General features: G+C 72.5%; 17 protein-coding genes, 1 pseudogene and 3 riboswitches. Of the genes and pseudogenes, 10 read left to right on the top strand and 8 right to left on the bottom strand.

The window, feature by feature from the left end:
* Both OG599_RS03900 and OG599_RS03895 read right to left on the bottom strand, forming a co-directional pair.
* Nucleotides 1–1230 carry an amidase family protein gene (locus OG599_RS03900; RefSeq protein ID WP_327174528.1) on the bottom strand — a complete coding sequence of 410 codons (1230 nt, stop codon included), beginning with the start codon at nt 1228–1230 and terminating at the stop codon, nt 1–3.
* Nucleotides 1227–2354, bottom strand: a complete 1128-nt coding sequence (locus tag OG599_RS03895) for an acetamidase/formamidase family protein (protein ID WP_327174527.1) — start codon at nt 2352–2354, stop codon at nt 1227–1229. The genes OG599_RS03900 and OG599_RS03895 overlap by 4 nt, the downstream gene beginning before the upstream one ends.
* Before the next feature lie 77 nt (nt 2355–2431).
* Here OG599_RS03895 and OG599_RS03890 point away from each other — a divergent pair, with 77 nt between their 5' ends.
* The 5 genes from OG599_RS03890 (at nt 2432) to OG599_RS03870 (ending at nt 8452) form a co-directional block, all read left to right on the top strand.
* Nucleotides 2432–3085, top strand: coding sequence for a GntR family transcriptional regulator (locus OG599_RS03890; protein ID WP_327174526.1), 654 nt, complete (start codon nt 2432–2434; stop codon nt 3083–3085).
* Between the two features lie 179 nt (nt 3086–3264).
* A complete protein-coding gene (locus tag OG599_RS03885; RefSeq protein WP_327174525.1) occupies nt 3265–4590 on the top strand; it encodes an amidohydrolase family protein in 1326 nt (441 codons plus the stop codon).
* A 141-nt stretch (nt 4591–4731) separates the two neighbouring features.
* A complete protein-coding gene (locus OG599_RS03880) occupies nt 4732–5307 on the top strand; it encodes a DUF1097 domain-containing protein (protein ID WP_327174524.1) in 576 nt (191 codons plus the stop codon).
* Between the two features lie 151 nt (nt 5308–5458).
* Entirely contained in the window at nt 5459–6895 is a 1437-nt protein-coding gene (locus tag OG599_RS03875) for a cytosine permease (RefSeq protein ID WP_327174523.1), read from the top strand.
* A 57-nt stretch (nt 6896–6952) separates the two neighbouring features.
* Complete coding sequence (locus tag OG599_RS03870) at nt 6953–8452, top strand: amidase (protein WP_327174522.1); 1500 nt, start codon at nt 6953–6955, stop codon at nt 8450–8452.
* 70 nt (nt 8453–8522) lie between these two features.
* Here the strand turns inward: OG599_RS03870 and OG599_RS03865 are convergent, their stop codons facing one another.
* A complete protein-coding gene (locus OG599_RS03865) occupies nt 8523–9941 on the bottom strand; it encodes an FUSC family protein (RefSeq protein WP_327174521.1) in 1419 nt (472 codons plus the stop codon).
* Here OG599_RS03865 and OG599_RS03860 point away from each other — a divergent pair.
* Entirely contained in the window at nt 9940–10152 is a 213-nt protein-coding gene (locus OG599_RS03860; protein WP_327174520.1) for a hypothetical protein, read from the top strand. The two genes, OG599_RS03865 and OG599_RS03860, sit on opposite strands and share 2 nt — an antisense overlap.
* A 111-nt stretch (nt 10153–10263) precedes the next feature.
* Nucleotides 10264–10851 carry a TetR/AcrR family transcriptional regulator gene (locus OG599_RS03855; RefSeq protein ID WP_327174519.1) on the top strand — a complete coding sequence of 196 codons (588 nt, stop codon included), beginning with the start codon at nt 10264–10266 and terminating at the stop codon, nt 10849–10851.
* Between the two features lie 136 nt (nt 10852–10987).
* On the opposite strand, the gene OG599_RS03850 is transcribed toward OG599_RS03855, so the two are convergent.
* Entirely contained in the window at nt 10988–11296 is a 309-nt protein-coding gene (locus OG599_RS03850; RefSeq protein ID WP_327174518.1) for a glycosyltransferase, read from the bottom strand.
* A 167-nt stretch (nt 11297–11463) separates the two neighbouring features.
* Nucleotides 11464–11589: riboswitch (cobalamin riboswitch) on the top strand.
* Nucleotides 11590–11696: 107 nt separating this feature from the next.
* Between OG599_RS03850 and OG599_RS03845 the strand changes: the two genes are divergently transcribed.
* A complete protein-coding gene (locus OG599_RS03845; RefSeq protein WP_327179912.1) occupies nt 11697–12068 on the top strand; it encodes a (2Fe-2S) ferredoxin domain-containing protein in 372 nt (123 codons plus the stop codon).
* Between the two features lie 33 nt (nt 12069–12101).
* Here OG599_RS03845 and OG599_RS03840 read toward each other — a convergent pair whose 3' ends face one another.
* The 3 genes and pseudogenes from OG599_RS03840 to OG599_RS03830 form a co-directional block, all read right to left on the bottom strand.
* Entirely contained in the window at nt 12102–14276 is a 2175-nt protein-coding gene (locus OG599_RS03840) for a trehalose-6-phosphate synthase (RefSeq protein WP_327174517.1), read from the bottom strand.
* 28 nt (nt 14277–14304) lie between these two features.
* A complete protein-coding gene (locus tag OG599_RS03835) occupies nt 14305–15219 on the bottom strand; it encodes a carbohydrate kinase family protein (RefSeq protein WP_327174516.1) in 915 nt (304 codons plus the stop codon).
* A gap of 247 nt (nt 15220–15466) precedes the next feature.
* Nucleotides 15467–17029: pseudogene (locus tag OG599_RS03830) on the bottom strand (hypothetical protein); the annotation flags it as partial.
* Nucleotides 17030–17194: 165 nt separating this feature from the next.
* Nucleotides 17195–17411, bottom strand: a riboswitch (cobalamin riboswitch).
* Between the two features lie 122 nt (nt 17412–17533).
* Nucleotides 17534–17665: riboswitch (cobalamin riboswitch) on the top strand.
* Nucleotides 17666–17886: 221 nt separating this feature from the next.
* Between OG599_RS03830 and OG599_RS03825 the strand changes: the two are divergent.
* Entirely contained in the window at nt 17887–18618 is a 732-nt protein-coding gene (locus tag OG599_RS03825) for a (2Fe-2S)-binding protein (RefSeq protein WP_327174515.1), read from the top strand.
* Nucleotides 18619–18883: 265 nt separating this feature from the next.
* Here OG599_RS03825 and OG599_RS03820 read toward each other — a convergent pair whose 3' ends face one another.
* Nucleotides 18884–19888, bottom strand: coding sequence for a LacI family DNA-binding transcriptional regulator (locus OG599_RS03820; protein ID WP_327174514.1), 1005 nt, complete (start codon nt 19886–19888; stop codon nt 18884–18886).
* Between the two features lie 225 nt (nt 19889–20113).
* Here OG599_RS03820 and OG599_RS03815 point away from each other — a divergent pair, with 225 nt between their 5' ends.
* Nucleotides 20114–21415 (top strand): ABC transporter substrate-binding protein, encoded by a 1302-nt coding sequence (locus OG599_RS03815; RefSeq protein WP_327174513.1) that lies wholly within the window; start codon nt 20114–20116, stop codon nt 21413–21415.
* The last annotated feature ends 45 nt before the right edge of the window (nt 21416–21460 follow it).

Raw genomic sequence — 21460 nt, 5'->3', positions numbered from 1 at the left:
CTACACGCGGCCGGGCTCCATCGCCATGCCGGCCGCGACGAGCCGCTCGTCCCCGCCCGGGACGGTCAGCAGGCAGAGTCCCACCGGCAGCCCTCCCACGCGGGGACCGGGGACGGTGAGGGCGGGCAGTCCGCCCAGCCCCGCCAGGCAGGTCAGCGCGAGCAGCGCGTCACGGTCCGTCGTGGACGAGGCGGCGTGGGCCGGTGCCGGGGCCGGGGTGGCGGGGATCGCCAGCACGGCACCGTCCAGGCGACCGCCGAGCCACCGCGCGACGGCCAGGACGCGCGCCCGTGCGGCCTTCTCCCGCGCGGCGTCCACGCCGGCGGCGACGCGCAGCCGCTCGGTGACATGGGGGCCGAAGACCGGGCGGGCCCGCGTCACCCAGGGGCCGTGGGCCCGCCACACCTCGGCGGCCTGCACCGTCTTGAAGGCGTCCCTGGCATCGGCGTGCGACACCGGGGCCAGGTCGTCGAAGAGCGGGGCGCGGTCGACCGGCAGGCCCAGTCCGTCGACCAGCCGGTCGAGTGCGGGCTCCAGGGCCGCGCGGACCTGACCGGTCGCCAGGGACCAGAGGTCGGCCGGTGCCAGGACCCGGAGCGGCGGTCGGGCGTCCGCCTCCGTGCCCGCCAGCAGGACCGCCGCGGCGTCGCGCAGCAGGGGCAGGGAGCGGGTGAGGAGCCCCGGGGTGTCGAACGAGGGGGCCAGCGGGCTGATGCCCGTGCGGTCGGCGCGGGCGTGGCTGGGGCGGAGTCCGTACAGGCCGCAGTAGGAGGCGGGCACCCGGATGGAACCGGCGGTGTCGGTGCCCAGCCCGATGTCGGCGAGTCCTCCGGCGACCGCCGCGGCCGTCCCGCTGGAGGAGCCGCCGCACAGGTGCCCCGGCGCCGCGGGGTTGGCGGGCGCACCGTAGTGGGCGTTGGTGCCGCCCAGGCTGTAGGCCAGCTCGTCGGTGTGGGCCTTGCCCGCCGGTACGGCTCCGGCGTCGACCAGGCGGCCGAGGCAGTCGGCGTGACGCGCCGCGGGCACGGCACCGGCGAGCAGCAGGGGATGGCCGTTGCCGGTGGGCGCGCCCGCGAGGTCGATGACGTCCTTGACGGCGATCCGGGCACCGGACAGCCCGTGGCCCGCCGCGGGTTCCGGCAGGTCGGGGGCGGGCAGCCAGGGAACGTACGGCCCGATGAGCGGCAGCGGGGCCGGGTCCGTGGCGGGCGAGGTGCGGTCGGGCGTCATCGTGTCTGCTCCGTGGACGAGGCGGTACCGGTCAGCAGGGGGTGGAGATCGGCTTTCGGCAGGCAGACGTGGACGCCCTTCACCTGGTCGACGACCTGCGATATGCGCAGGTCGACCGCCGCACTGAGGTAGGCCAGTGCCACCGCCCCGGGCAGCGAGCAGCGCTCCGACAAGTAGGTGAGGGCCGACCTGGTGGCCTTGCGGACGGCCTCGTCGAGGTCCTCGTCCAGGCCGGTGACCAGGTAGTGGTCGGCGGTCTCGGCGTACGGTCCCGCGAGCCCCGACGCGAGCCGCCGGGCAGGTGCGTCGCTGTGCAGGGTCAGCCGGAGCGTGGCGCGCAGCGGCGCCTCGAAAGCGGTGAGCGCGACCTCCCCGTCGCCCTGGGAGAAGTGCGGGTCGCCCGCGTAGAACAACGCCCCCGCCACCTGGACCGGCAGGAAGAGGCGCGCCCCCTCACCCAGGAGCCGTATGTCCAGGTTGCCGCCGTGCGCGCCGGGCGGGACGGAGTGGACGGGCGCGTCCGTCGCGGGAGCGACCCCCATGATGCCGAGGAAGGGGGCGAGCGGGAACCGGACGTCCCGTCCGTCGCCGACCGGGAGCCGGCCGCGGCCGTCCGGGTCGACATGGGCGACCAGGGAGACGGCCGGCACCGGCAGCCCCTCCTCGTGCCCTGGCGAGGGAACCGGGTACTCGCCGGACAGCGCACCCCGCCCGTGCCGGTTGCTGATCACGCCGTAGTCGGTGCGGCGCCGCAGCCGCAGCACCTCGACCTCCAGCACGTCGCCGGGACGTGCGCCGCGGACCGCGACCGGGCCCGTGACCACGTGGGGCCCTCGCGTCTCCGCGTCGAACGGCTCGGCGGACGCCGCGAGTTCGACGGCGTCACGGAGCACGTCCCGCTCGTGGATGCCCGCTTCGGCGAAGAACTTCACCGGGTCGCGTCCCTGGTCCGGCAGGATGCCCTCGTGGCTCGTCGTGTCGAGGCACACGACGGTGCCGGACTCCACGGTGAGCACGGGACGGGAAGCCGCGTTGGGGAGCAACCCCCAGGCGGTCGTACCGAGTTCCGCGGCGAGGTAGAAAGAACCTTCGGTCGTGCCGTCATGGGGCTGAAGTACGCTCATGGCGCTGACCTTTGCATACACCCGTTACAGGCCGGTTAACCTCTGTGCGCGCCGGCCGGACCCCGAGAGGCGGAGCGATGGCCGAAGTCGGCGCGGTACGGAGGCGGGACACGGGACAGGCGGTGTGCGACGCGCTCAGGAACGACGTGATCAACCGGGTGTTCACGCCCGGGGACCGTCTCACCGAGGAACGGCTCGCCACGCGCTACCGGGTCTCCCGCATCCCCGTACGCGAGGCACTGCGCACCCTGGAATCCGAGGGATTCGTGCACTCGCGCCCCTACGGAGGCACGTTCGTCGCCGAGTTGAGCGACGAGGAGGCCGAGGATCTGCTGGGCATCCGGCTGCTCATCGAACCGTTCGGTGCCGAGCGCGCGGCCGGCCGCCGCACCGCGGTGCACCTCGCGACGCTCGAACTGCTGCTCGCGGAGGCCCGGCAGATCCTGGAGGCCGGCTCCTCGTCCGGGCTCGCGGCCCTCAACACCCGCTTCCACCAGGTCCTGGCCGAGGCCTCGGGGAGTCCGACCATGGCGGCCCTCGTCGCCCAACTCGGCTACAAGATCTCCTGGGTGTATTCAGTGGAACTCCCCAGGCGTGCACCGGACTCCTGGGCCGAGCACGAGTCCATCGTCGAGGCGCTGCGCGAGCGGGACCCGGTCGCCGCCCGCGAGCGGGTGGCCGACCACATCAGACGCGCTCAGGCCGCCTACCGCCTGCGCGGCAGACGCTGACACGCATCCTCATGACTGTCCCGTCGTGCCGCCGGGGCGACGGGGCGCGGCGAGGTGTCGGAAACGGCCGCGTCACGTGAGGCGTCGGAAGCCGTAACCCACCCTCTGTATACACCTTCTGGACGTCGCCATGGCGTCGGCTCCGCTCCGGACCTCCGGGCCGTCAGAAGGGGACAACCGTGTACGACCTCGTACTGCGCCGCGCACTGATCGCCGAAGGCCGCCCGCCGGTGGACATCGCCGTCGCGGGCGGCACGATCGCCCTGGTGGGCGAGGCCGCCCCGGGAGCAGTGGCCCGCGAGACCTTCGACTGCGACGGGCTCCTGGTGGTGCCCGGCTTCATCGAGCCCCATCTGCACCTGGACAAGGCCCTGTTGGACAGCGTGGCCCCCAACCCGGAAGGAACGCTGGCAGGAGCCATCGAGGTCACCGGCAGGCTCAAGCGCGAGTTCACCCACGCGTCCGTCCGCGCCCGCGCGCTGCAGGTGCTCCGGTGGGCCGTGGCCAACGGCACCACCCTGATCCGCGCGCATCCGGACGTCGATCCGATCGGCGGCCTGACCGGACTCGATGTCATGCTCGAACTCCGGGAGTCCCAGAGGCACTTGGTGGACCTCCAGGTCGTCGCCTTTCCGCAGGAGGGCATCGAACGGGCACCGGGCACCTACGACCTGCTGAGGGAGGCCCTCCGGCGGGGCGCCGACGTCATCGGTGGGTGTGCATACAACGAGGCGGACCTCGACGCCTCCCGCCGCCACATCGACACCGTGCTCGGCCTCGCCGTCGAGTTCGGGGTACCGGCGGACCTGCACGCCGACTTCGCCGACGACACCTCCGACGGGCGTTTCGCCCTGGCCGGGGCGATCGCCGAGGCGACCCGCAGGCACGGCCTCGGCGGCCGGGTGACGCTCGGCCATGTCACCTCGCTCGCCGCCTGCCCGCCCGCCGAACGGGCCGAGGTCGTCGCCCTGCTCGCGGAGGCGGGGGTCGCGGTCGTCGCCCTGCCCGCGACCGACCTGCACATCGGGGGGCGCGCCGACGCCCGTGCCGTGCGCCGAGGGGTGACCCCGGTGCGCGAACTGCTGGACGGCGGAGTGGTCACCGCGTACTCCTCCAACAACGTCCGCAACGCCTTCACCCCCTTCGGCAACGCCGACATGCTCGACATCGGCCTGCTGCTCGCGCAGACCTGCCACATGGGAAGCCCGTCCGACACCGCGCGGATCCTCCGCATGGCGACCACGCAGGCCGCCCGCGTCACCGGGGTCCACGACGGCTACGGGATCCACCCCGGTGCCCGGGCCGACCTGGTGGTCCTCGGTACCCGCCGCCACGCGGACGTCCTGACCGACCGTCCGGACCGGCGGCTGGTCGTCAAGCGCGGCCGCGTCGTCGCCCGCACCGTCCGTACGACCGAGCTCCTCGACGTACCCGTTCCCGAAGTGTCCGGCGCCTCCGATGTCCTCGGCGGTACGGCCGCCGCCCGGCGGGTCAAGGTCGCCTGAACCCCCTACGGCGTAGACCGAGCGGCCCGCTCGCGCCCCGGCCGTACGACCCGTCACCGGTCCTCGCCCTGCGCACCGTACTCCGTACTCCGTACCCCGCACCTCGTACCCCGCCTCCCTCCGTCGTGTCAGGAGAACGCCATGAATGAACGCATTCCGCACGAGATCACCGCGTCCGTCCTCGCCGCGACCACCGCCTTCGTCGGCGGGACCGCGCTGAACCTGCCGCCGTGGGCGATCTTCATATCCTGGGCGGGGCTGCATCTCATGGGCGGTCCCAGCCGCGCGAACGCCACCCGCCTGTGGGCCGCCATGCCGGTCGGTTCGGCCTTCGCCCTGGCCATCGTCCTCGTCGACCAGCACCTCGCCCCGCACGTCGGCGGGGGGCGACTGGCCCAGAACGCCCTGCTCGGCGCGATCATCCTGGTGCTGAACACCGCGCTGATGTACGCGGGCCGCCTGAGGCCCATCTCGCTCGTCCCGGGCATGTTCCTCGGGTTCGCCTCGTTCTTCGCCACCTACTTCGGCGGCTTCGGCTACGACCACGGCAACGTCTGGGCGGCATGGGTGAGCGTCGTCGCGATGAACGCGCTCGGCCCCGTCTACGCGTTCGTGGCGAACTGGGCGACCCTCGCCCGGCCGACCGCCCCCACCGCCCCGGCCCCCCACGCGCAGCCCGCCACCGCACCCGGCGCCCCCGTGGCGGAGATCCGCTGACCGCGTGACCGCGTGACCGCGTGACCGCGTGACCGCGTGACCGCGTGACCGCGTGACCGCGTGACCGCGCGGCGCTCAGCTCCTCGCCCACGACACCTCCGCCGCCCCGCCCCAGGCCCCCGCCCCGCCCGTACCCCCGAAGGGACACCGCATGGCCACCGCTGCCGCGACCGACCGTGAACACCGCACCGCAGGCGAGGAGTACGAGCACACGGCCGTACCCCTCCACGCCAGAAAGAGCCTGCTCTCCGTGGCCGGGGTGTGGGCCGGCTTCCCCATGTGCCTGGGCAACGCCGTGTTCGGCGGCCTGATCGTCTACAACCTCGGCCTCCAGCAGGGCTTCTGGGCGATCCTCACCGGAAACCTCCTCCTCTTCGCCTACGTGGGTGCCCTCAGCCACCACGCGGGACGGACCGGCCGCAGCTTCGCCCAGCAGGCCGCCGCCGTCTTCGGACCCCGTGGCCGGGCGCTGGTCTCCGGCTTCCTCGCCACCGTGGTCATCGGCTGGTTCTCCTACCAGGTGGGTCTCACCGGAACGACCCTGCACCAGGTCCTCGGCTGGGCTCCGCTGTGGGGCGCGCTCCTCGGCGCCGCCGTCTACATCGGCCTGACCGCCGCCGGAATCCGCGCCCTGTCCGCCGTCGGCCTGCTGGGTGTGCCGCTCTTCCTCGTCACGGCGGCGCTCGCCTTCTGGTACGCGGCCGACGACGGCGCGAGCGTCTCCCAGGCACTCGCCTTCGAGGGCCACGGCCACGGCATCACCTTCTGGTCCGCCGTGGGCATCGTCGTCGCCGGATTCGTCGACTCGGGGACCATGACCGCCGACTTCACCCGCTGGAGCCGCAACGGCCGCTCGGCCGTGTGGGCCACCGCCTCGGCCTTCCCCCTCACCAACACCATCGCCTACCTGGTCGGCGGCGCGGTCGTCGCGACCGGGAGCGCCGTCGCCCCGGAGACCGACGGCGGCTCCTACCTCGGGCTGCTCGCCGGACACGGCGCATGGATCACCGCACTCGCCGTGCTCTTCACCCTCACCAACCTCGGCTCGGTCGCGGCGCACTGCCTCTACAACGCCGCACTGGGATGGTCCGGGACGACACCGCTGCGGATGCGCCCGCTCGTGGTCGTCCTCGGCGTACTCGGTTCGCTCGTCGCGCTGACCGGCGTGTGGAGCTCGATCGTCAGCTGGCTCCAGCTCCTCGGCATTCTGGTACCGCCCATCGGCGCCGTTCTGGTCGTGCGGCAGGCCGCGGACCGGCTGCGGTCGCGGCGCGGCCACGGAGCCCACGAGGCCACCGCACCCGCCCAGGACGGCACGGCCACCGATGGAACCCGCCCGGCTGACGGGCCGGGTTTCGTCCTTCCCGCGCTGATCGCCTGGGTTGCCGGAGCGATCGCCGCCTGGATCCTCCACCAGGTGTATCCGGGATCGGTGGACGCCGTGCTCGGCTTCGGGGTGGCGGCACTCGTGTACGGGGCCCAGCTCCGGTGGGCCGGACGCGCCACGGGCGCTGTCGCCGGTGCCAAGGCCGGGGACGCAGGGGACAGGGAAGCCGTGGCCGAGGCCCTCGATCCCGCCCGCGTCTGAACCCCACCGCCGTCTCCTTCCACCACCGCCGTCCACCACCACACGGAAGGGCTCCCCGTGACCCCCGAAGAGCGCGACGACCTCTGCTTCCTCCCGGCCACCGAGATCGTGGCGGCCGTGGCCGCCCGCCGGCTCTCGCCCGTCGAGCTGGTCGATGCCGTGCTGGACCGCATGGCGGAGATCAACCCGCTGATCGGGGCGTTCTGCACCCCCGCCCCCGAACGGGCCCGCGCACGGGCGGCGCTCCTGGCGGACACCCTGGCCCGCGGCGGCACTCCCGGCCCACTGGCCGGCGTACCCCTCGGGGTGAAGGACCTGATCGCGACCAAGGGGCTGCTCACCACCTTCGGGTCACCCGCCTACCGCGACCACGTCCCCGACCAGGACGACATCGTCGTCGAGCGCTCCACCGGGGCCGGAGCCGTCGTGCTGGGGAAGACCAACACCACCGAGTTCGGCTACAGCCCGGCGGGCCACAACCCGCTCTTCCCGCCCAGCCGCAACCCCTGGCGGACCGGCCTCACCCCCGGCGGATCGAGCGCCGGATCGGCGGCGGCGGTGGCCGCCGGCCTCGGACCGGTGGCGTTGGGCAGCGACGGCGGATGCTCCCTGCGGGTGCCCGCGGCCTTCTGCGAACTGGTCGGCTTCAAACCGTCGATGGGCCGCGTGCCCGTCTGGCCCGGCTGCCGCGACGAACGCATGCCCGGCGCCTCCGGCTGGGAGAGCATCGAGCATCTCGGCGTCCTGACCCGCACCGTCGCCGACACCGCGCTCATGCTCTCCGTGCTCGCCGGCCCCGATCCGCGCGACCGGCACTCCATCCCCTGCCACGACATCGACTGGACGGCTGCCGCCCTTCGCGGCCGCGAGGAAGGATGCGCCGGGCTCCGCATCGCCTACAGCCCGGATCTCGGCTATCTGCCGGTCGACCCGGCGGTACGCGCGGTGGCCGAGGACGCGGTGTCCGCCTTCCGCGGGCTGGGCTGCACCGTGGAGGAGGTCGACCCCGGCTGGAGCGACCCCGCCGAGGCGTTCCAGGCGATCATCACCGCCGAGACCGACCTGACCGGCATGCGGCGCCTCGTCGATCAGTACGGTCCCGCCATGTCCCCGCACCTCGCGGCCTGGATGACGCGCGACTGGACGGCGCGGGAACTCACCGACGCCAACATCGCGCGCAAGGCGCTGACCAATCGCATGGCCGCGCTGATGTCCGAGTACGACCTCCTGATCACTCCCACGGCGGCCGTGCCCCCCTTCCCCGTCGGCGTACACGGCCCGGAGCGCATCGCCGGCCGCCCCGTCGGCGACACCGCCTGGATCGGCTTCAACTACCCGGCCTCCCTCACCGGCGCGCCCGCGATCAGCGTCCCGGCGGGCCGCACCCCCGACGGTCTGCCCGTGGGACTCCAGCTGATCGGACGCCATCTGGCGGACGGAACCGTGCTCCGCGCGGCGGCGGCGTACGAGAGGGCGCGCCCCTGGGCGCACCGGCGCCCAGCGCTGTCGTCGAACGAGCCCGGCGCTGCGCCGAGAGCCGTGGTGACCGCCCGCTGAACGGGCCGGGGACCACTGAGCGGGCCGGGGACCACTGAGCGGGCCTGGCCCGCGACCGGCGCCCCGCCGGTCAGGCCGCCTGGCCGGCGGGGTGGTTCTGCCACGCCTGGCCGAGCACCGCGTAGCCCTGGTCGGCGAGCTCGTGCTCGGCGGGGGCGAGGTCGGCGAGGCGCGGATCGTCCGCGACGGCCCGGTCCAGGACGCTGAGGTGGTGGATCAGTTCGTACTGGAGCTCCACACGGGCGCGGCGGCCCTCGGGAGCGAAGGACGCGCCCTCGGAGGTGGTGCGCCGGACCGCCGAGATGGCGGCGGCGGCGCGTGCGGACTGGGAGCGGACGAGGCGGCGGGGGAACGCCCAGCTGGTGCCCCAGGTGACCACGACGGCGGTCGCGGCGCCGATGAAGGTGTCGGTGAAGCGGTCGGCGGTGATGGCCGCGACCCCGGCACCGCCGCTCGGTCCGACGGCGAGCAGGGCCATGGGCGTGATGGCGACCAGGGCGAGGGCGTAGTTCAGGGGGAAGAGCAGGTACTGGCCGATCATGCAGACGACCACCGCCGCGACCGTCCACCACGGGCCGGGGTGCAGGCTGAAGACGCCCCAGACGACTCCGACGCCGAGGAGCGTGCCGATGGTGCGGTGGGCGGCGCGCCGGGTGGCGGTGACCCGGTCCATCCACTGGTTGATCACGATGGTGGCGGTCAGGATCGCCCAGTAGGGGTGGCCGATTCCGACGGCCAGGCTGATGACGCCCGCGATGCCCGCGGCGAGTCCCATCCGCCAGGCGGTGAACCACTCCACCGAGTTGCCGCGCAGGGCGTGGCCGAGCAGGTAGCGCCATCCCGGTCTGCCGGGCGTGGCGCCGATGCCGGGGTCTGCGGTGGCCGGGGCGTCGGCGCCGAGGCGGTCCAGGACGGTCTCGGCGAGGGCCCGGTTGGTCGCCATCAGGTCGGAGGCGAGCGCCTGATGGTGCTGCCCGCGCGTGGCCGGCCAGGCGGAGTGCAGGGTCAGCCGCGCCCCGTTGACCGCCTGGTAGGCGGCGTTCCGGCTCAGGCGCGCGGGCTGGCTGCCCGCCTCCGTCAGCCGGTAGTCGGCCACGGCCCGGCGGGCGGCGGCCACGGCGCGTTCCTCGGGGCCGCGCGGGGCGAAGAGCAGGGGGACCAGCAGCAGGACCGAGGTGAGCAGCGCCGCGAAGGCGGTGACGCCGACCATCTGCCAGCCCACCGTCGGGTCCGCGCCGAAGTAGGTACCCAGGACGGCGGCGTAGAACATCATCACCGGGCTCGGGCCACGGGTCAGCATGAAGGCGTAGTAGAGGACGGCCACCACCACGATGATCACGACGCTCGCCGGGACGATCGCCCAGCGGTACGGCGCGACGAGCACCCCCGCCGACATGGCGCCGGTCAGCGCGGCGGCCACCAGGAGGCTGTTGCGGACCCGTGCCCACAGGGGACGGCCGGTCTCCCAGAACGGTGTCATGGCGCCCATGAGCGAGATCATTCCCAGCTTCGGTCCGAACGCCAGGCAGGCGGTCAGGACGGTCACCGAGGAGATGGCGGCGGACACCAGGTTCGGGGCGATCGAACCGGGGGTGTACCGAGGGGCGAAGAAATTCCAGGTCGCCGCTGCCGCCCGTCGCCATGTGGATGCCGAGGACACGGTGCTCCTTCAGGGGGTCGCGGCCAGGCCGCTTATATGAACAGACTCTTCATATAGTAGTTTGCGACGACGAGTGGGTTCGACCGGGTGGAAGGTGAGACCGATGACAGTTCCTCCGGCCGGGCCGCGTCGGGGACGCGGCAGAAGGCCGATGGCCGAGGTCCGCGCCGACGTGCTGGAGGCCGCCGCCCAGGTGCTGATGGCGCACGGGGTCGCCGGCTTCACCGTCGAGAAGGTCGTCGCCGCCTCCGGTGTCAGCTCGGCGACCGTCTACCGGCACTGGCCCTCACGCGGCGCGCTGGCCCTGGACGGATTCCGGCACGCCGTCGGAGACCAGATCGCGCTCGACGACACCGGAGACGTCCGCGCGGACCTGATGCGGTTCATCACCGCGTTCATCCGGCTCGCCACCCACCGGCCCGCAGGGCCCGTCTTCGCCCAGCTCATCGGCGCGGCCCAGACGGACGCGGAACTCGCCGGACAGTTCGAGCACCACTACTTCGGGCCGCGCCGACGCGAGGCGTTCGCCCTGCTGGAGAAGGCGAAGGGCCGCGGGCAGATCGTTGAGGACGCCGACCCCGGACTCCTGGTGGACCTCATCTGGGGCGCCTGCTACATCCGTCTCCTCCTGCCCCACCTCACCGACCAGCTCACCGAGGACTTCGCCCGCGCCGTCGTCGACCAGGCCCTCGCCGGTCTCCTCGTCGGATCTGCGGACGGGGGCGAGGCGGGCAGGTAGGGCGCCTTCCGGCCGGGTGCGGGTGCAGCAGGTCAGGGCGCCTTCCGGCCGGGCGCGGGCGCGGGCCGTGTCGGCCGGGAGCCACGTCGGGCCGGGAGCCGCGTCGACCCCGGCCGTACGTCCCGGGCGGGACGGTTCAGATGGCGACGACCGCCCCTTCGCGCATCCAGCCCCGGCCGTCCGCCGCCGCATCGGTGGTGACCAGGACGTAGCCGTACTCGTTGTACGACGCGCCCTCGCAGGTCGACGCGCCGACGATGTCACCGGCGTACTTGGTCTTCACGACGGCGCTGTTCGGATTCGGGTTCTCGTACACCCCGGCGGTCGGCCACACGACCTTGTACTGACAGCCGGACTGGGCCGCTGCGCCGGGGGCGGTGGCGACCACTCCGGCGAAGCCGACCGCGGTGGCCAGGACGGTGGTGGCGATACGGGTCATGCGCATGATCGGTGGCACTCCTCGGGAACGACTCGGGTATGACTCGGGTATGACTCGGGTACGACGATGTGTCAGGCACATGATCATAGAGTCGGGTTGGGTGGGGTGCTCCTGCCCGTACCGGCCATGCGTGCCGGATGGGATGATGCTTCGTGACAGGGCGACGGCGGTCCGAGGAATCCGGTGCGAAGCCGGAGCGGTCCCGCCACTGTGATCGGTGAGTGAATCCCGGCGTACCACTGCCTCCGGCGAGGGGCGGGAAGGGCGGGACGAGCGGCGACCCGAGAGCCAGGAGACTCACGCGGTCGCCTCCTCGACGAACGCCGGGGCGGATCTCCCCGGAGAGGGGTGGTTCGGCGTGCCCGCAAGGCCGGCCGAAGAGGCTCACGTACGGAAGACCAAGGCCGTGCCCGGCAAGGGCGCGACGGCCGGAGCGGTGCCCTGCCGGGTCGTCGTGTGCCGGGACTGCTGCTGCGGCAGTCGCAAGGTGACCGGAGTCGATCACGCGGCGCAGACGGACCGCCTTCGCGAGGAGGCCCCGGTACGGATATCGGACTGTCTGGACGTGTGCGACCAGGCCAACGTCGTGGTCGTGCAGCCCTCCACCGAGGGCCGCGCCGCCGGAGCCCGGCCCGTCTGGCTGGGGCTGGTCAACGATCCCGGCGCGACCGAGGACATCGCCTCCTGGATACGTGCCGGAGGCCCGGGCGTGGCCCCGTGCCCGGAGATCCTCGACCTCTACACCTTCGAACCTCCCGGGCGCCGGGGCCTCCGGTAGGCCCGGCCCCGGCGGAGACCGGCGGGCGAGAACCTACAACGGCCCGGGCCTCTCCCCGATGGCCGCGACGACCGCGTGGGCCCAGTCGAGGGGCGCGGCCGCGTCGAGCCGCTGGACCAGGCGGGCCGTATGCGCCCTGCGACGGGACGGGGACATGGTCAGCGCGGTGTGCAGGACGTCCACGAGGTCCTGCGGGTGGCTGGGATCGGTGAGCAGCGCGGCGTCCCCGAGTCGCTCGGCGATCCCCGCGTACCGGGAGAGGACGAGGACACCCGCGCGTCCGGAAGCGGCCTGGGCGGTGAGGAACTCCTGGGCGGTGAGGTTCATCCCGTCGGCCAGGGAGGTCACCCAGAAGACGTCCGCCGCCAGGTAGTGGTCCATGACCTCGGCGAAGGGGAGCGACCGGGGGATGTACTCCACCGGTTGCCACGCACCCGAACCCCAGCGGGCGTTGAGGGCGGTGATGGCCTGTTCGAGTTCGGCGCGGGTCGTCTCGTAGGCGCGGACACCGGGCTCGGGCGGCGGGCACACGAGCCGGAAGCGCAGCCGTCCGCGCAGCTCCGGCCGCAGGTCGAGAAGGGTCGCGAGGGCGCGGATCTTCTGGACCGGGGCTTTGGCGTAGTCCAGACGTTCCACGGACAGCACCAGCGGGCCGTCCGTCGCCGCGGCCTGCGGGGTACGGGAGCGCGCGAGGGCCGCGACGGCCGCCCGGTCGATGCCCAGCGGATGAACGCCCGTACGCGGCACGGTGTCCGCGCCGTGCAGCAGCCGGCGGAAGTGGTGGGCGAAGGCGGCCGTGTGAAAGCCCGCCCAGTCCAGTCGGGCCAGCGAGGCGCGCAACTGCTCGGCCACCGGCAGAGCCTGGAAGACCTCGGGCGGCGGGAAGGGGGTGTGGTGGAACAGGCCGACGGCCAGGTCCGGTCGGCTGCGCTTGAGGAGGCCGGGGACGAGCCAGAGGTTGTAGTCGTGCAGCCACACGGTTCCGCCGGGGGAGGCGTGGGCGCTGACATGGTGCGCGAAGGCTTCGTTGACCTGCTCGTAGTCGGCCCAGTGGGCCGGGTCGTGGCGGATGAGGTGCGGCTGGGACATCAGGGCCGGCCAGAGCGTCTCCTTGCAGGCCCGGTGGAAGTAGCCGCTCCAGAGGGACGGCGGCACGGGCAGAAGGGCCATGGGGAGGCCGCCGGGGAACGGGGCCGGCCACGTACCGGGTCCACCGAGTCCGTCGGCTCGTTCGGCTCCGCCGCCTCCTTCGCCCCCGCCGCCTCCTTCGGTGGTGACCACCGCGGCCCACACGGCATCCAGTCCGCTGTCCTTGTTCCCGCCGCCGAGGACGGACGTCAGGGTGGGCAGGATGCCGTTGGGACTGGACGGCTGCTCCCACCGTCCTCCGCTCCAGCGAGCAGGCGCGCGGTGGTAGCCGACGACGACCGGTACGACGGGCTCGACCCAGCCGAGGTGGTGCAGCGCCGAGAGGATGCCGGCCGCACCGGCGAGGCGGGATCGCTGGATCAGGGGGTCTTCGGGGAGACGCTCCCTCAGAGCCGCCTCGGCGTTGCCGACGACGACCCCGTGCGAGCGGAGGTCGAAGAGCGACAGGTCATTGAGCGAGTCACCGGCGACGAGCACGCCGGACAGCGGCCACTGGTGCTTGCGGACGAGTTCACGGACGGCCGGGCCCTTGCCCGCACCCGCGGGCAGGACGTCGAAGTACCGTCCCTCGCTGTAGGACCAGGAGCATCCCAGGCTCGCCACCGCCGAAGTGAGGGCGTCGGTCAGCCCGTCCGGAGCCAGATAGAACGAGCAGCGCCCTTCCTGGGCGACCTTCTGGTACGCGAGTCGGGAGAAGCCGCGCAGCGCCTCCCGGACCTGTTCGTCCCCGGGCCATCCCGACCGCAGCGGCCGTTCCAGCGCGTCGACATGGCTCATGTCCGCCGCGTCGATGACGCTGGCACCGACGTCCGCGACGATCCACCGCGGTGCCGGGAGCAGGGGATCCTCTCGCAGCAGCGTCCGTACGGAGCTCAGGCTGCGGCCCGTCGCGAAGACGACGGTGATCTCCGGGTGGCGCTCCAGTGCCCGGAGCAGCCGCAGACGGCTCTCCCGGTCACCGCCCAGCAGTGTGCCGTCGAGGTCGGTGACCAGGACTCTTTCGCCCGCGGGCGGCAACTTCCGCCCAGGGCCACGAGCCCGGCGCGCGTGGTCGTTCACGGCAACCCCCTGTCCTTCCGGTCCACGATCAGCGCGGCACCCGGGTGAGCCATGCGGTGAGTTCGGGGGCCTTGAGGGCGTTGCTGGAGCCCGGCCCCGTCACGGCTGCCGCCCCGCAGGCCACACCTGCCGCCAGGCAGTCGTCCAGTGGGCTGCCGTCCAGCCACCGGTGCACGAAGCCCACGTCGAAGCAGTCCCCGGCCCCGGTCGTGTCCACCACCGGCACCGGGAGGGAGGCCTGAACCGCTCGACGGCCGTTCGCGGAGGCGACGGCGCCCGCTGCCCCCTGCTTGATCACCACCGTGGGCACCAGGCCCGCGAGCAGTCCGAGCGCCTCTTCGACCGTGCCGGCCCCGGTCACCCGCAGTGCTTCCGACTCGTTGGGCGCGAACACGTCCACCTGAGCGAGCGTCTTGCGTACCTCGTCCATGCCGATGTGCCCGGGGTAGTCCTGGCAGTCCATGAACACCCGGGTCCCGTGCTGGGCGGCCACCTCCAGGGCGTCCGTCATGTCCGGACCGAACCGGAGGTGGGGGAGCATCACCACCCCCGGTCGGAAAACATCGATCGACTCCGCGAGGGGACGCGCCGGGACGGGTTCCTCGTAGGTGATCATCGCCCGGTCCTGGTGGCCGGAGAGAGCCACCGTCACGTTGCGCACAGGACGTCGGTGGTGCCGGAAGCCGGTCTCGTCCATGTCTTCGCGGCGCGCCGTGGCCAGGACCTCACGGCTGAAGACGTCCGTGCCGAAATCGGCCGCCCACACCGCCCGGCGCCCCAGCCGGCGCAGCCCCATCGCCAGGGTGAACGCACCGCCGGGCACCATGTCCAGTCCACTGGCCCACACCTCGGTCCCGGCACTCACCGGGCCGCGCAGATCGGTCAGGACGAGATCGACCGAGTAGGCCCCGGCGACGAGCACCGTCGCCGGCCGGGACGGCACGGGCCTCACCGGCTCAGCCGGCAAGCGCGCGACTGCGGCGACTGCGGCACGTGCTGCGGATCAGGCATGCTCGGAAAGGTAACCGGACGATGACGCCCCGTCGCGATACCGCAGGGCGAAGTGGCCATATCTCGACCTCGGGTTGCCCGAAAACGACGTGGCAGGCGCGCCTTCCTCCCCGGATCGTCGCGCTCCGCCCCGGGCCCGCCCACGTCGGACGAGAGCCGAGCCGGTGGGAGCGGAGCCGGTGGGGCCGGGCCGGTGGGGCCGGGCCGGTGGGGCCGGGGCGCCACGAGGACGTCCCGGCATACGCGGCCCGGTCGGCGGACCGCAGCGGAAGCGTCTCGCGCAGCGTGGGTTCGTCCACCTGGATCACCGGGGTACCGCCCGCCTCCAGATCGGTGACCTCGGCCCGCAGCGCGAGCGCGACCTGCCGGGCGGTCTCCCCGAGCGGCTGGTCGTCCCGGACGAAGGACCAGGCCAGCATCGTCACCGGCCCGGTCAGCATGCCCTTCACCGGCCGGGCGGTGAGCGACTGGGCGTACGCGGTCCAGCGCACCGTCATCGGTGCGGGGCGGGAGATGTCCCCCGCCAGGACCGGCGGCCGGACGTAGCGGGTGCCGTAGGACTGGACCCAGCCGTGCCGGGTCGCGAGGTAGCCGGTGAGCTGCTCGGCGAAGTACTGCACCATGTCGTTGCGTTCGGGCTCGCCGTGCACCAGCACGTCCAGACCGGCCTTCTCCTGGAAGGAGACGACCTCGCCGATCTCGGCCCGGATCCGCTCCTCGTAACCGGCCGTGTCGATGCGGCCGGCCCGCAGGTCCGCGCGTGCCGCCCGCACCTCGTCGGTCCGCGGGAACGAGCCGATGGTCGTCGTCGGCAGCAACGGCAGCGCGAGGTGGGCTCGTTGGGCTGCGGAGCGCTCGGTGTACGGCTGGGAGCGCCGGCCGTCGGCCTCGGTGACGGCCGCGGTCCTGGCGCGTACGGCGGGGTCGCGGGTGATCGGGGAGGCGGCGCGTGAGGCGAGGTCGGCCCGGTTGGCGGCGATCTCCCCGGCGATGCCACGAGCAGCTCGGGCCGGTCGGTGGGACCGCCGAGCGCACCGTAGGCGCGGGCCACGGCGTCCAGTTCGGCCGGGGTGCGGTCCTGGACGAGGGCGGGCTCGTCCAGCTGGACCCACTCGGCACCGGCGGCCCGCAGATCGGCGAGCACCTGCGCGTACACCGGAAGCAGCCGGTCCAGCAGGGTGAGCGGCTCGAAGTCCACGGACACGCCGGGCGCGGGCTTGGCCAGCAGCAGATACGTCACCGGGCCGACGAGCACCGGACGGGCGGTGTGCCCGAGGGCGAGGGCTTCCGTCAGCTCGGAGACCTGCTTGGTGGAGTCGGCGGTGAACACGGTGTCGGGGCCGAGTTCGGGGACGAGGTAGTGGTAGTCGGTGTCGAACCACTTGGTCATCTCCAGCGGTGCGACGTCCTGGGTGCCCCGCGCCATCGCGAAGTACCCGTCGAGCGCGTCGGCCGCCACGGCCGCCCGGTGCCGCTCCGGGACGGCGCCGACCATGACGCTGGTGTCCAGGACGTGGTCGTAGTACGAGAAGTTCCCGGTGGGCACCTCATGGATACCGGTGGCGGCCAGCTGCCGCCAGGTGGACCGGCGCAGTTCGGCCGTGGTCTCCCGGAGCGTGCGGGCGGTGATCCGGCCCTTCCGGTAGCCCTCGACGGCCTTCTTCAGTTCCCGGCGGGGGCCCTGGCGGGGGTAGCCGTACACGGGTGGATCGTGCTGCCGCGGCTAGGGACTTCGTTGTCACGGAAATCTCCTTCGCGAGATGACTCCTGAACACCCCGGGAACGGGACGCGGACGCGAAGGAACGACGGAACCGGACGGTCCCCGACAACGCCGCACGGCGTGGAGGTCCATCCGGTATGTACGCCGACCCGCCCACGAGGTCACCGGGATATCCGCACACGCATGGTCGCGTGCGGGCAACGGGCAGGTCTTCGGACTCGCGGGCACATCTGCCGGGGCAGACTCCTCCTGGCCGTCGCTTCCCAGATCCCACCGGACCCAGTGCGTATGACGGCGGTCGTTCCCACTCACCGCTGCGGGGCAGTCCCGGATTCCCACCGGGTTCCCTCTTACGACGCTCCTGCCTGGCGGACAGGGGCGGACCAACTGCACGGCCGGAGTAGGGGGTGGAACATCCCGCGGCCGCCACCGTTCACATTCCGGAACGTGAGAGGGGCGCAGGGATGCGCAGGGGGGTGCCGGATCGGAAACGGCCTGGTTGACCGGGCGGAGAGACCGCTCGTATGTTTGCCGCGGAGTGACGGCAAGAGGAAGCAAGAGGGAGCTGGTGGAATTCCAGCACGGTCGCGCCACTGTGAGCCCGACACCGCCAGGTGCCCGACGAGCCGGACACCGGGCCCTCACTCCGCCCGCGTGCGCTCGGGACGCACGATCCCGAAGAGAGGGCTCACCTTGAGCATGCCGCCCGCACTCCGACGGGTTCCCCCAGGGGCCGCCCCGGCCGCCGGGCCGGTCTCCCGTGCCACCGCCGCACCGGTCTCCCGTGCCACCGCCGGGCCGGACCGCGGCGCACCGGCCGCACCGACCGGTGTGCCGGCCGTGTCCGACCTGCCGCCCGTGTCCGACCCGGTACCCGCATGACGGGCACCGCCACACCGACCGCCCTGAGCGAGTCGGTCACCGGACTCGGTCCGTTCTTCGCCCTCCGGATCCATCCGCTCGGCACGGAACCGGGCGGCCCCTGGCAGCCGATGTCCCACCCACTGCTCGAAGCACGGGTCGCCACGGTCGGGGAGCGGCTGGCCGCGGCAGGCGGTCGGCCACCCGGCTCGGTGGAACCGCGCGTCGCGGCCTCCGTCGCGCATCTGGGGCTGGCAGCCCGGCTGATCTCTCCTGCCCTGGCCGCCGCGGTGCTGCACGGCAAGGTCCTCGCCTCCGGCCTCACCGAGTTGCGGTGGCAGCCCGTGATCGGCGGACCGATCCCCCTCTCGCTGCCCGACAGCGCCGTCGCCGACAGCCCCGCGGGGCCCCCGGAGCGCCTCGCCGGCGAACTGAGCACCCGTCTGATGGACGGCCCGCTGCGCGAACTCGCCGAGGCGATGGGTACGTTCTCCGTCTCCCGGCACATCCTGTGGGGGAACACCGCCTCGGCCCTCAACGGAGCAGCGACCATGATCGCGACCTCGCGCCCCGAACTCGCCGCCCGCACCCGCACCCTGACCTCGCTCCTCCTCGCACGCCCCCCGCTGCGCGGTACCGCGACCACGGCCGGTGGCGGAGCCTTCAGGCGCCGCAGTTGCTGCCTCATCTACCGCGCCGCCCCCGACCGGAAGGGGCCCTTGTGCGGAGACTGCGCGCTGGCCCGCTGACACGGTTCCCCTTCCGGTAGCCCACCCCCCCCGGAAGAACCACCGTAAGCATTCCGGTAGTCCGCCCTCCCCGGAAGAACCACCGTGAGCGTGCTCTCCGCGCGAGCGGAGGTGAACCGAAGCGACTCACCGGTGCCCAGGCCCTGGACGCGTGCTCTCCGTGCGAGCGGAGGTGAGCCGAGGTCGGCCCGCGCTTTGGGGACGCCCGAACGTTGGTCGGTAGCTGCCACCGGTTCGGAGGCAGCCGGCCCGGCCGACCGTTCCGTCACGCGGACTCGCGCCACAGCGGCTGTGGGGTGACCGTGCGGACGATCGGCTGGTGGAGGACTCCGGTGTCGGGGGAGTCGAGCAGCGTGTCCACGATGTCGGCCGCGGCCCTCGCCACCGCGAGCCGGTCGATGGAGAGGGTGGACAGCGAAGGGGTCGTGACGCTGCCGAGGGAGAGACCGTCGATCCCCACGACGCGCACGTCGGCCGGGATCGACACGCCGAGGGTGTGGGCGCCGTGCACGGCGCCCATCGCCATGAGGTCGTTGAACACGAGCACCGCGTCGAGGCCGGGGGACGTGTTCCACAACCGCTGGAAGCCGTCGGCTCCGCCGCGCATGGACTCCTCGGCCACGACGATCGCGTCCAGCGAGCCGGGGCCCGCGAGCTTCTCGTAGGCACGTCGGCGCTGGGTGGGCTGATAGGGATTCGGGTCGGTCGCGGCGTCGGATTCGATGAGGCCGAAGCGGGTGGCGCCACGGTTCTTGAGTTCCGCCAGCAGCGTCTCGATGCCGTGCTCGAAGTCGAGGTCGACGGAGTGCAACCCCGGCACGGCGGCAGTCCTTTCGAACATCACGACGGGGACCCCCCGTGCGGCAGCGGCGAGAGACGCCTGGTCGGGGGCGACGAAGTAGCCGAAGATGGCGTCGACCTGACCCGCCAGCGTGGAGATCAATTCGAGGTCGGTGCCCTGTTCGCGGGAGCACACGACCACCTGCCAGCCGCGTGCGGTGGCCACGTCCAGGACCTCGGCGGCCAACTCCGTGTAGTACGGGTTGCGGAACGAGGCGATGACCAGGCCGATCGCGTGGCTCTTCCGGCGGGCGGCGAGGTTGCTGGCGAAACGGCTGGGGCGGTAGCCGAGGGCGTTCGCCGCGTCGAGCACACGCTGGCGGGTCTTGGCGCTGATCTCCGTCATGCCGTTCATCGCCCGCGTGACGGTCTGGCGGGAGACTCCGGCCTCCCGCGCGACGTCCTCGATCGTGATCCGCTGTCTGGTCACTGGCTCTCCCCGCTGGTGGACGACGTTCATTATGCAGGCGCAGGGCTCGTCAACTCGTTGTCCCCGCACCTTCTATTGACGCTGCCGACTCACGGACGTAACGTCTCCGCCAGCTTACCGTGAACGTTCACGTGAACGCTCACGGAACGAGGGAGGACGTCCACGGGCCGGACGCGGTCCTCCCAGCCCATTCAGCCGGTTCACTGTCGAATCAGAGGAATTGCCATGACAGGTCGCACCCCCCGCCGGGGCCGTTGGAGCGTGCTGGCCGCAGCCGCCTTCACTCTGGCGGGAACGCTCACCGCCTGCTCTTCGTCGCCGGCCGACGTGGGCAGCGACGCGAAGCAGACCATCCGTTTCGTGTGGTGGGGCAACGAGGACCGGGCCGAAGCCACCGAGAAGGTGGTGGACCGGTTCGAGAAGGAACACCCCAACATCAAGGTCCAGACGGAGTTCAGCGGCTACCCCGCCTACGTCCAGAAGCTGACCACGCAGATCGCCGGCGGCAACGCGCCCGACCTGCTTCAGCTGGACCGGCCCACCTTCGGCGAGTACCAGCAGAAGCACCAGCTCGCCGAGCTCACCCCTTATGTGGGCAAGACGCTGAAGGCCGACGGCATCTCCGACAGCCTGCTCGCCGGCGGTGAGGCCGACGGCAAGCAGTACGCGATGCCCGCCGGTTTGACGACGCAGGTGTTCGTCTACGACAAGGACCTGTACGAGAAGGCCGGCGTGACCGTCCCCGAAGACGGCTGGACGTGGAAGCAGTTCGCCGCCGACATGGCCAAGGTCCAGGCCGCGAGCGGCAGGGCCGGCACCACCGACTTCGGCTGGGCCATCGACTGGTTCGAGAGCTGGCTGCACCAGAACGGCAAGCAGCTCTACACGAACGACCGCAAGCTCGGCTTCACCGAGGCCGACCTCGAACAGTACTGGGGCATGCTGGCCTCGATGCGGAAGCAGAAGGGCGTGACCGCGGCCGAGGACACCACGAAGATGGACGGGTCGGCGCAGAACTCGGCCCTCGTGGCGAAGCAGTCCGGCTCAGAGATCGCGTACGACTCCAGCGTGACCAGCTACGTATCGACCTACCAGGGGACATTGGGCTTCGCGCCGCTGCCCGGTGGCAGCACGACGGAATCCGGCATGGCCGCCCTGCCCCCCGTCTACTACGGCATCGCCAAGACGTCGTCCCACAAGGAAGCCGCCGCGCTGCTGCTCGACTTCATCCTGAACGACCCCGAAGCGGGCAAGGTGCTCGGCACCACCCGCGGCACTCCGCCCAACTCCGAGGTCGCCAAGACCGTCTGCGCCACGGCCACCGGTGCCGACAAGGACACCTGCGACTTCCAGAGCAAGGTGAAGGACAGGCTCAGCCCCTCCGACACCTGGCTGTGGCCCAGCGGTAGCTCGGCGATCAAGACGGACTTCCAGCGGGTCTACGACGACGTGATCTTCGGCAAGTCCAGCGTGTCCGCGGGCGCGTCCAAGGTCGTCGAGAACGCCAAGCAGTCCCTCGGACAGTAAGACATGCGTCCCCCGCGGCCGGCCGCGACCGCGGGAGCGCAGAAA

The sequence above is a fragment of the Streptomyces sp. NBC_01335 genome, assembly GCF_035953295.1.
GTDB lineage: Bacteria > Actinomycetota > Actinomycetes > Streptomycetales > Streptomycetaceae > Streptomyces.
This window is presented reverse-complemented; position numbering and strand designations above follow the sequence as displayed.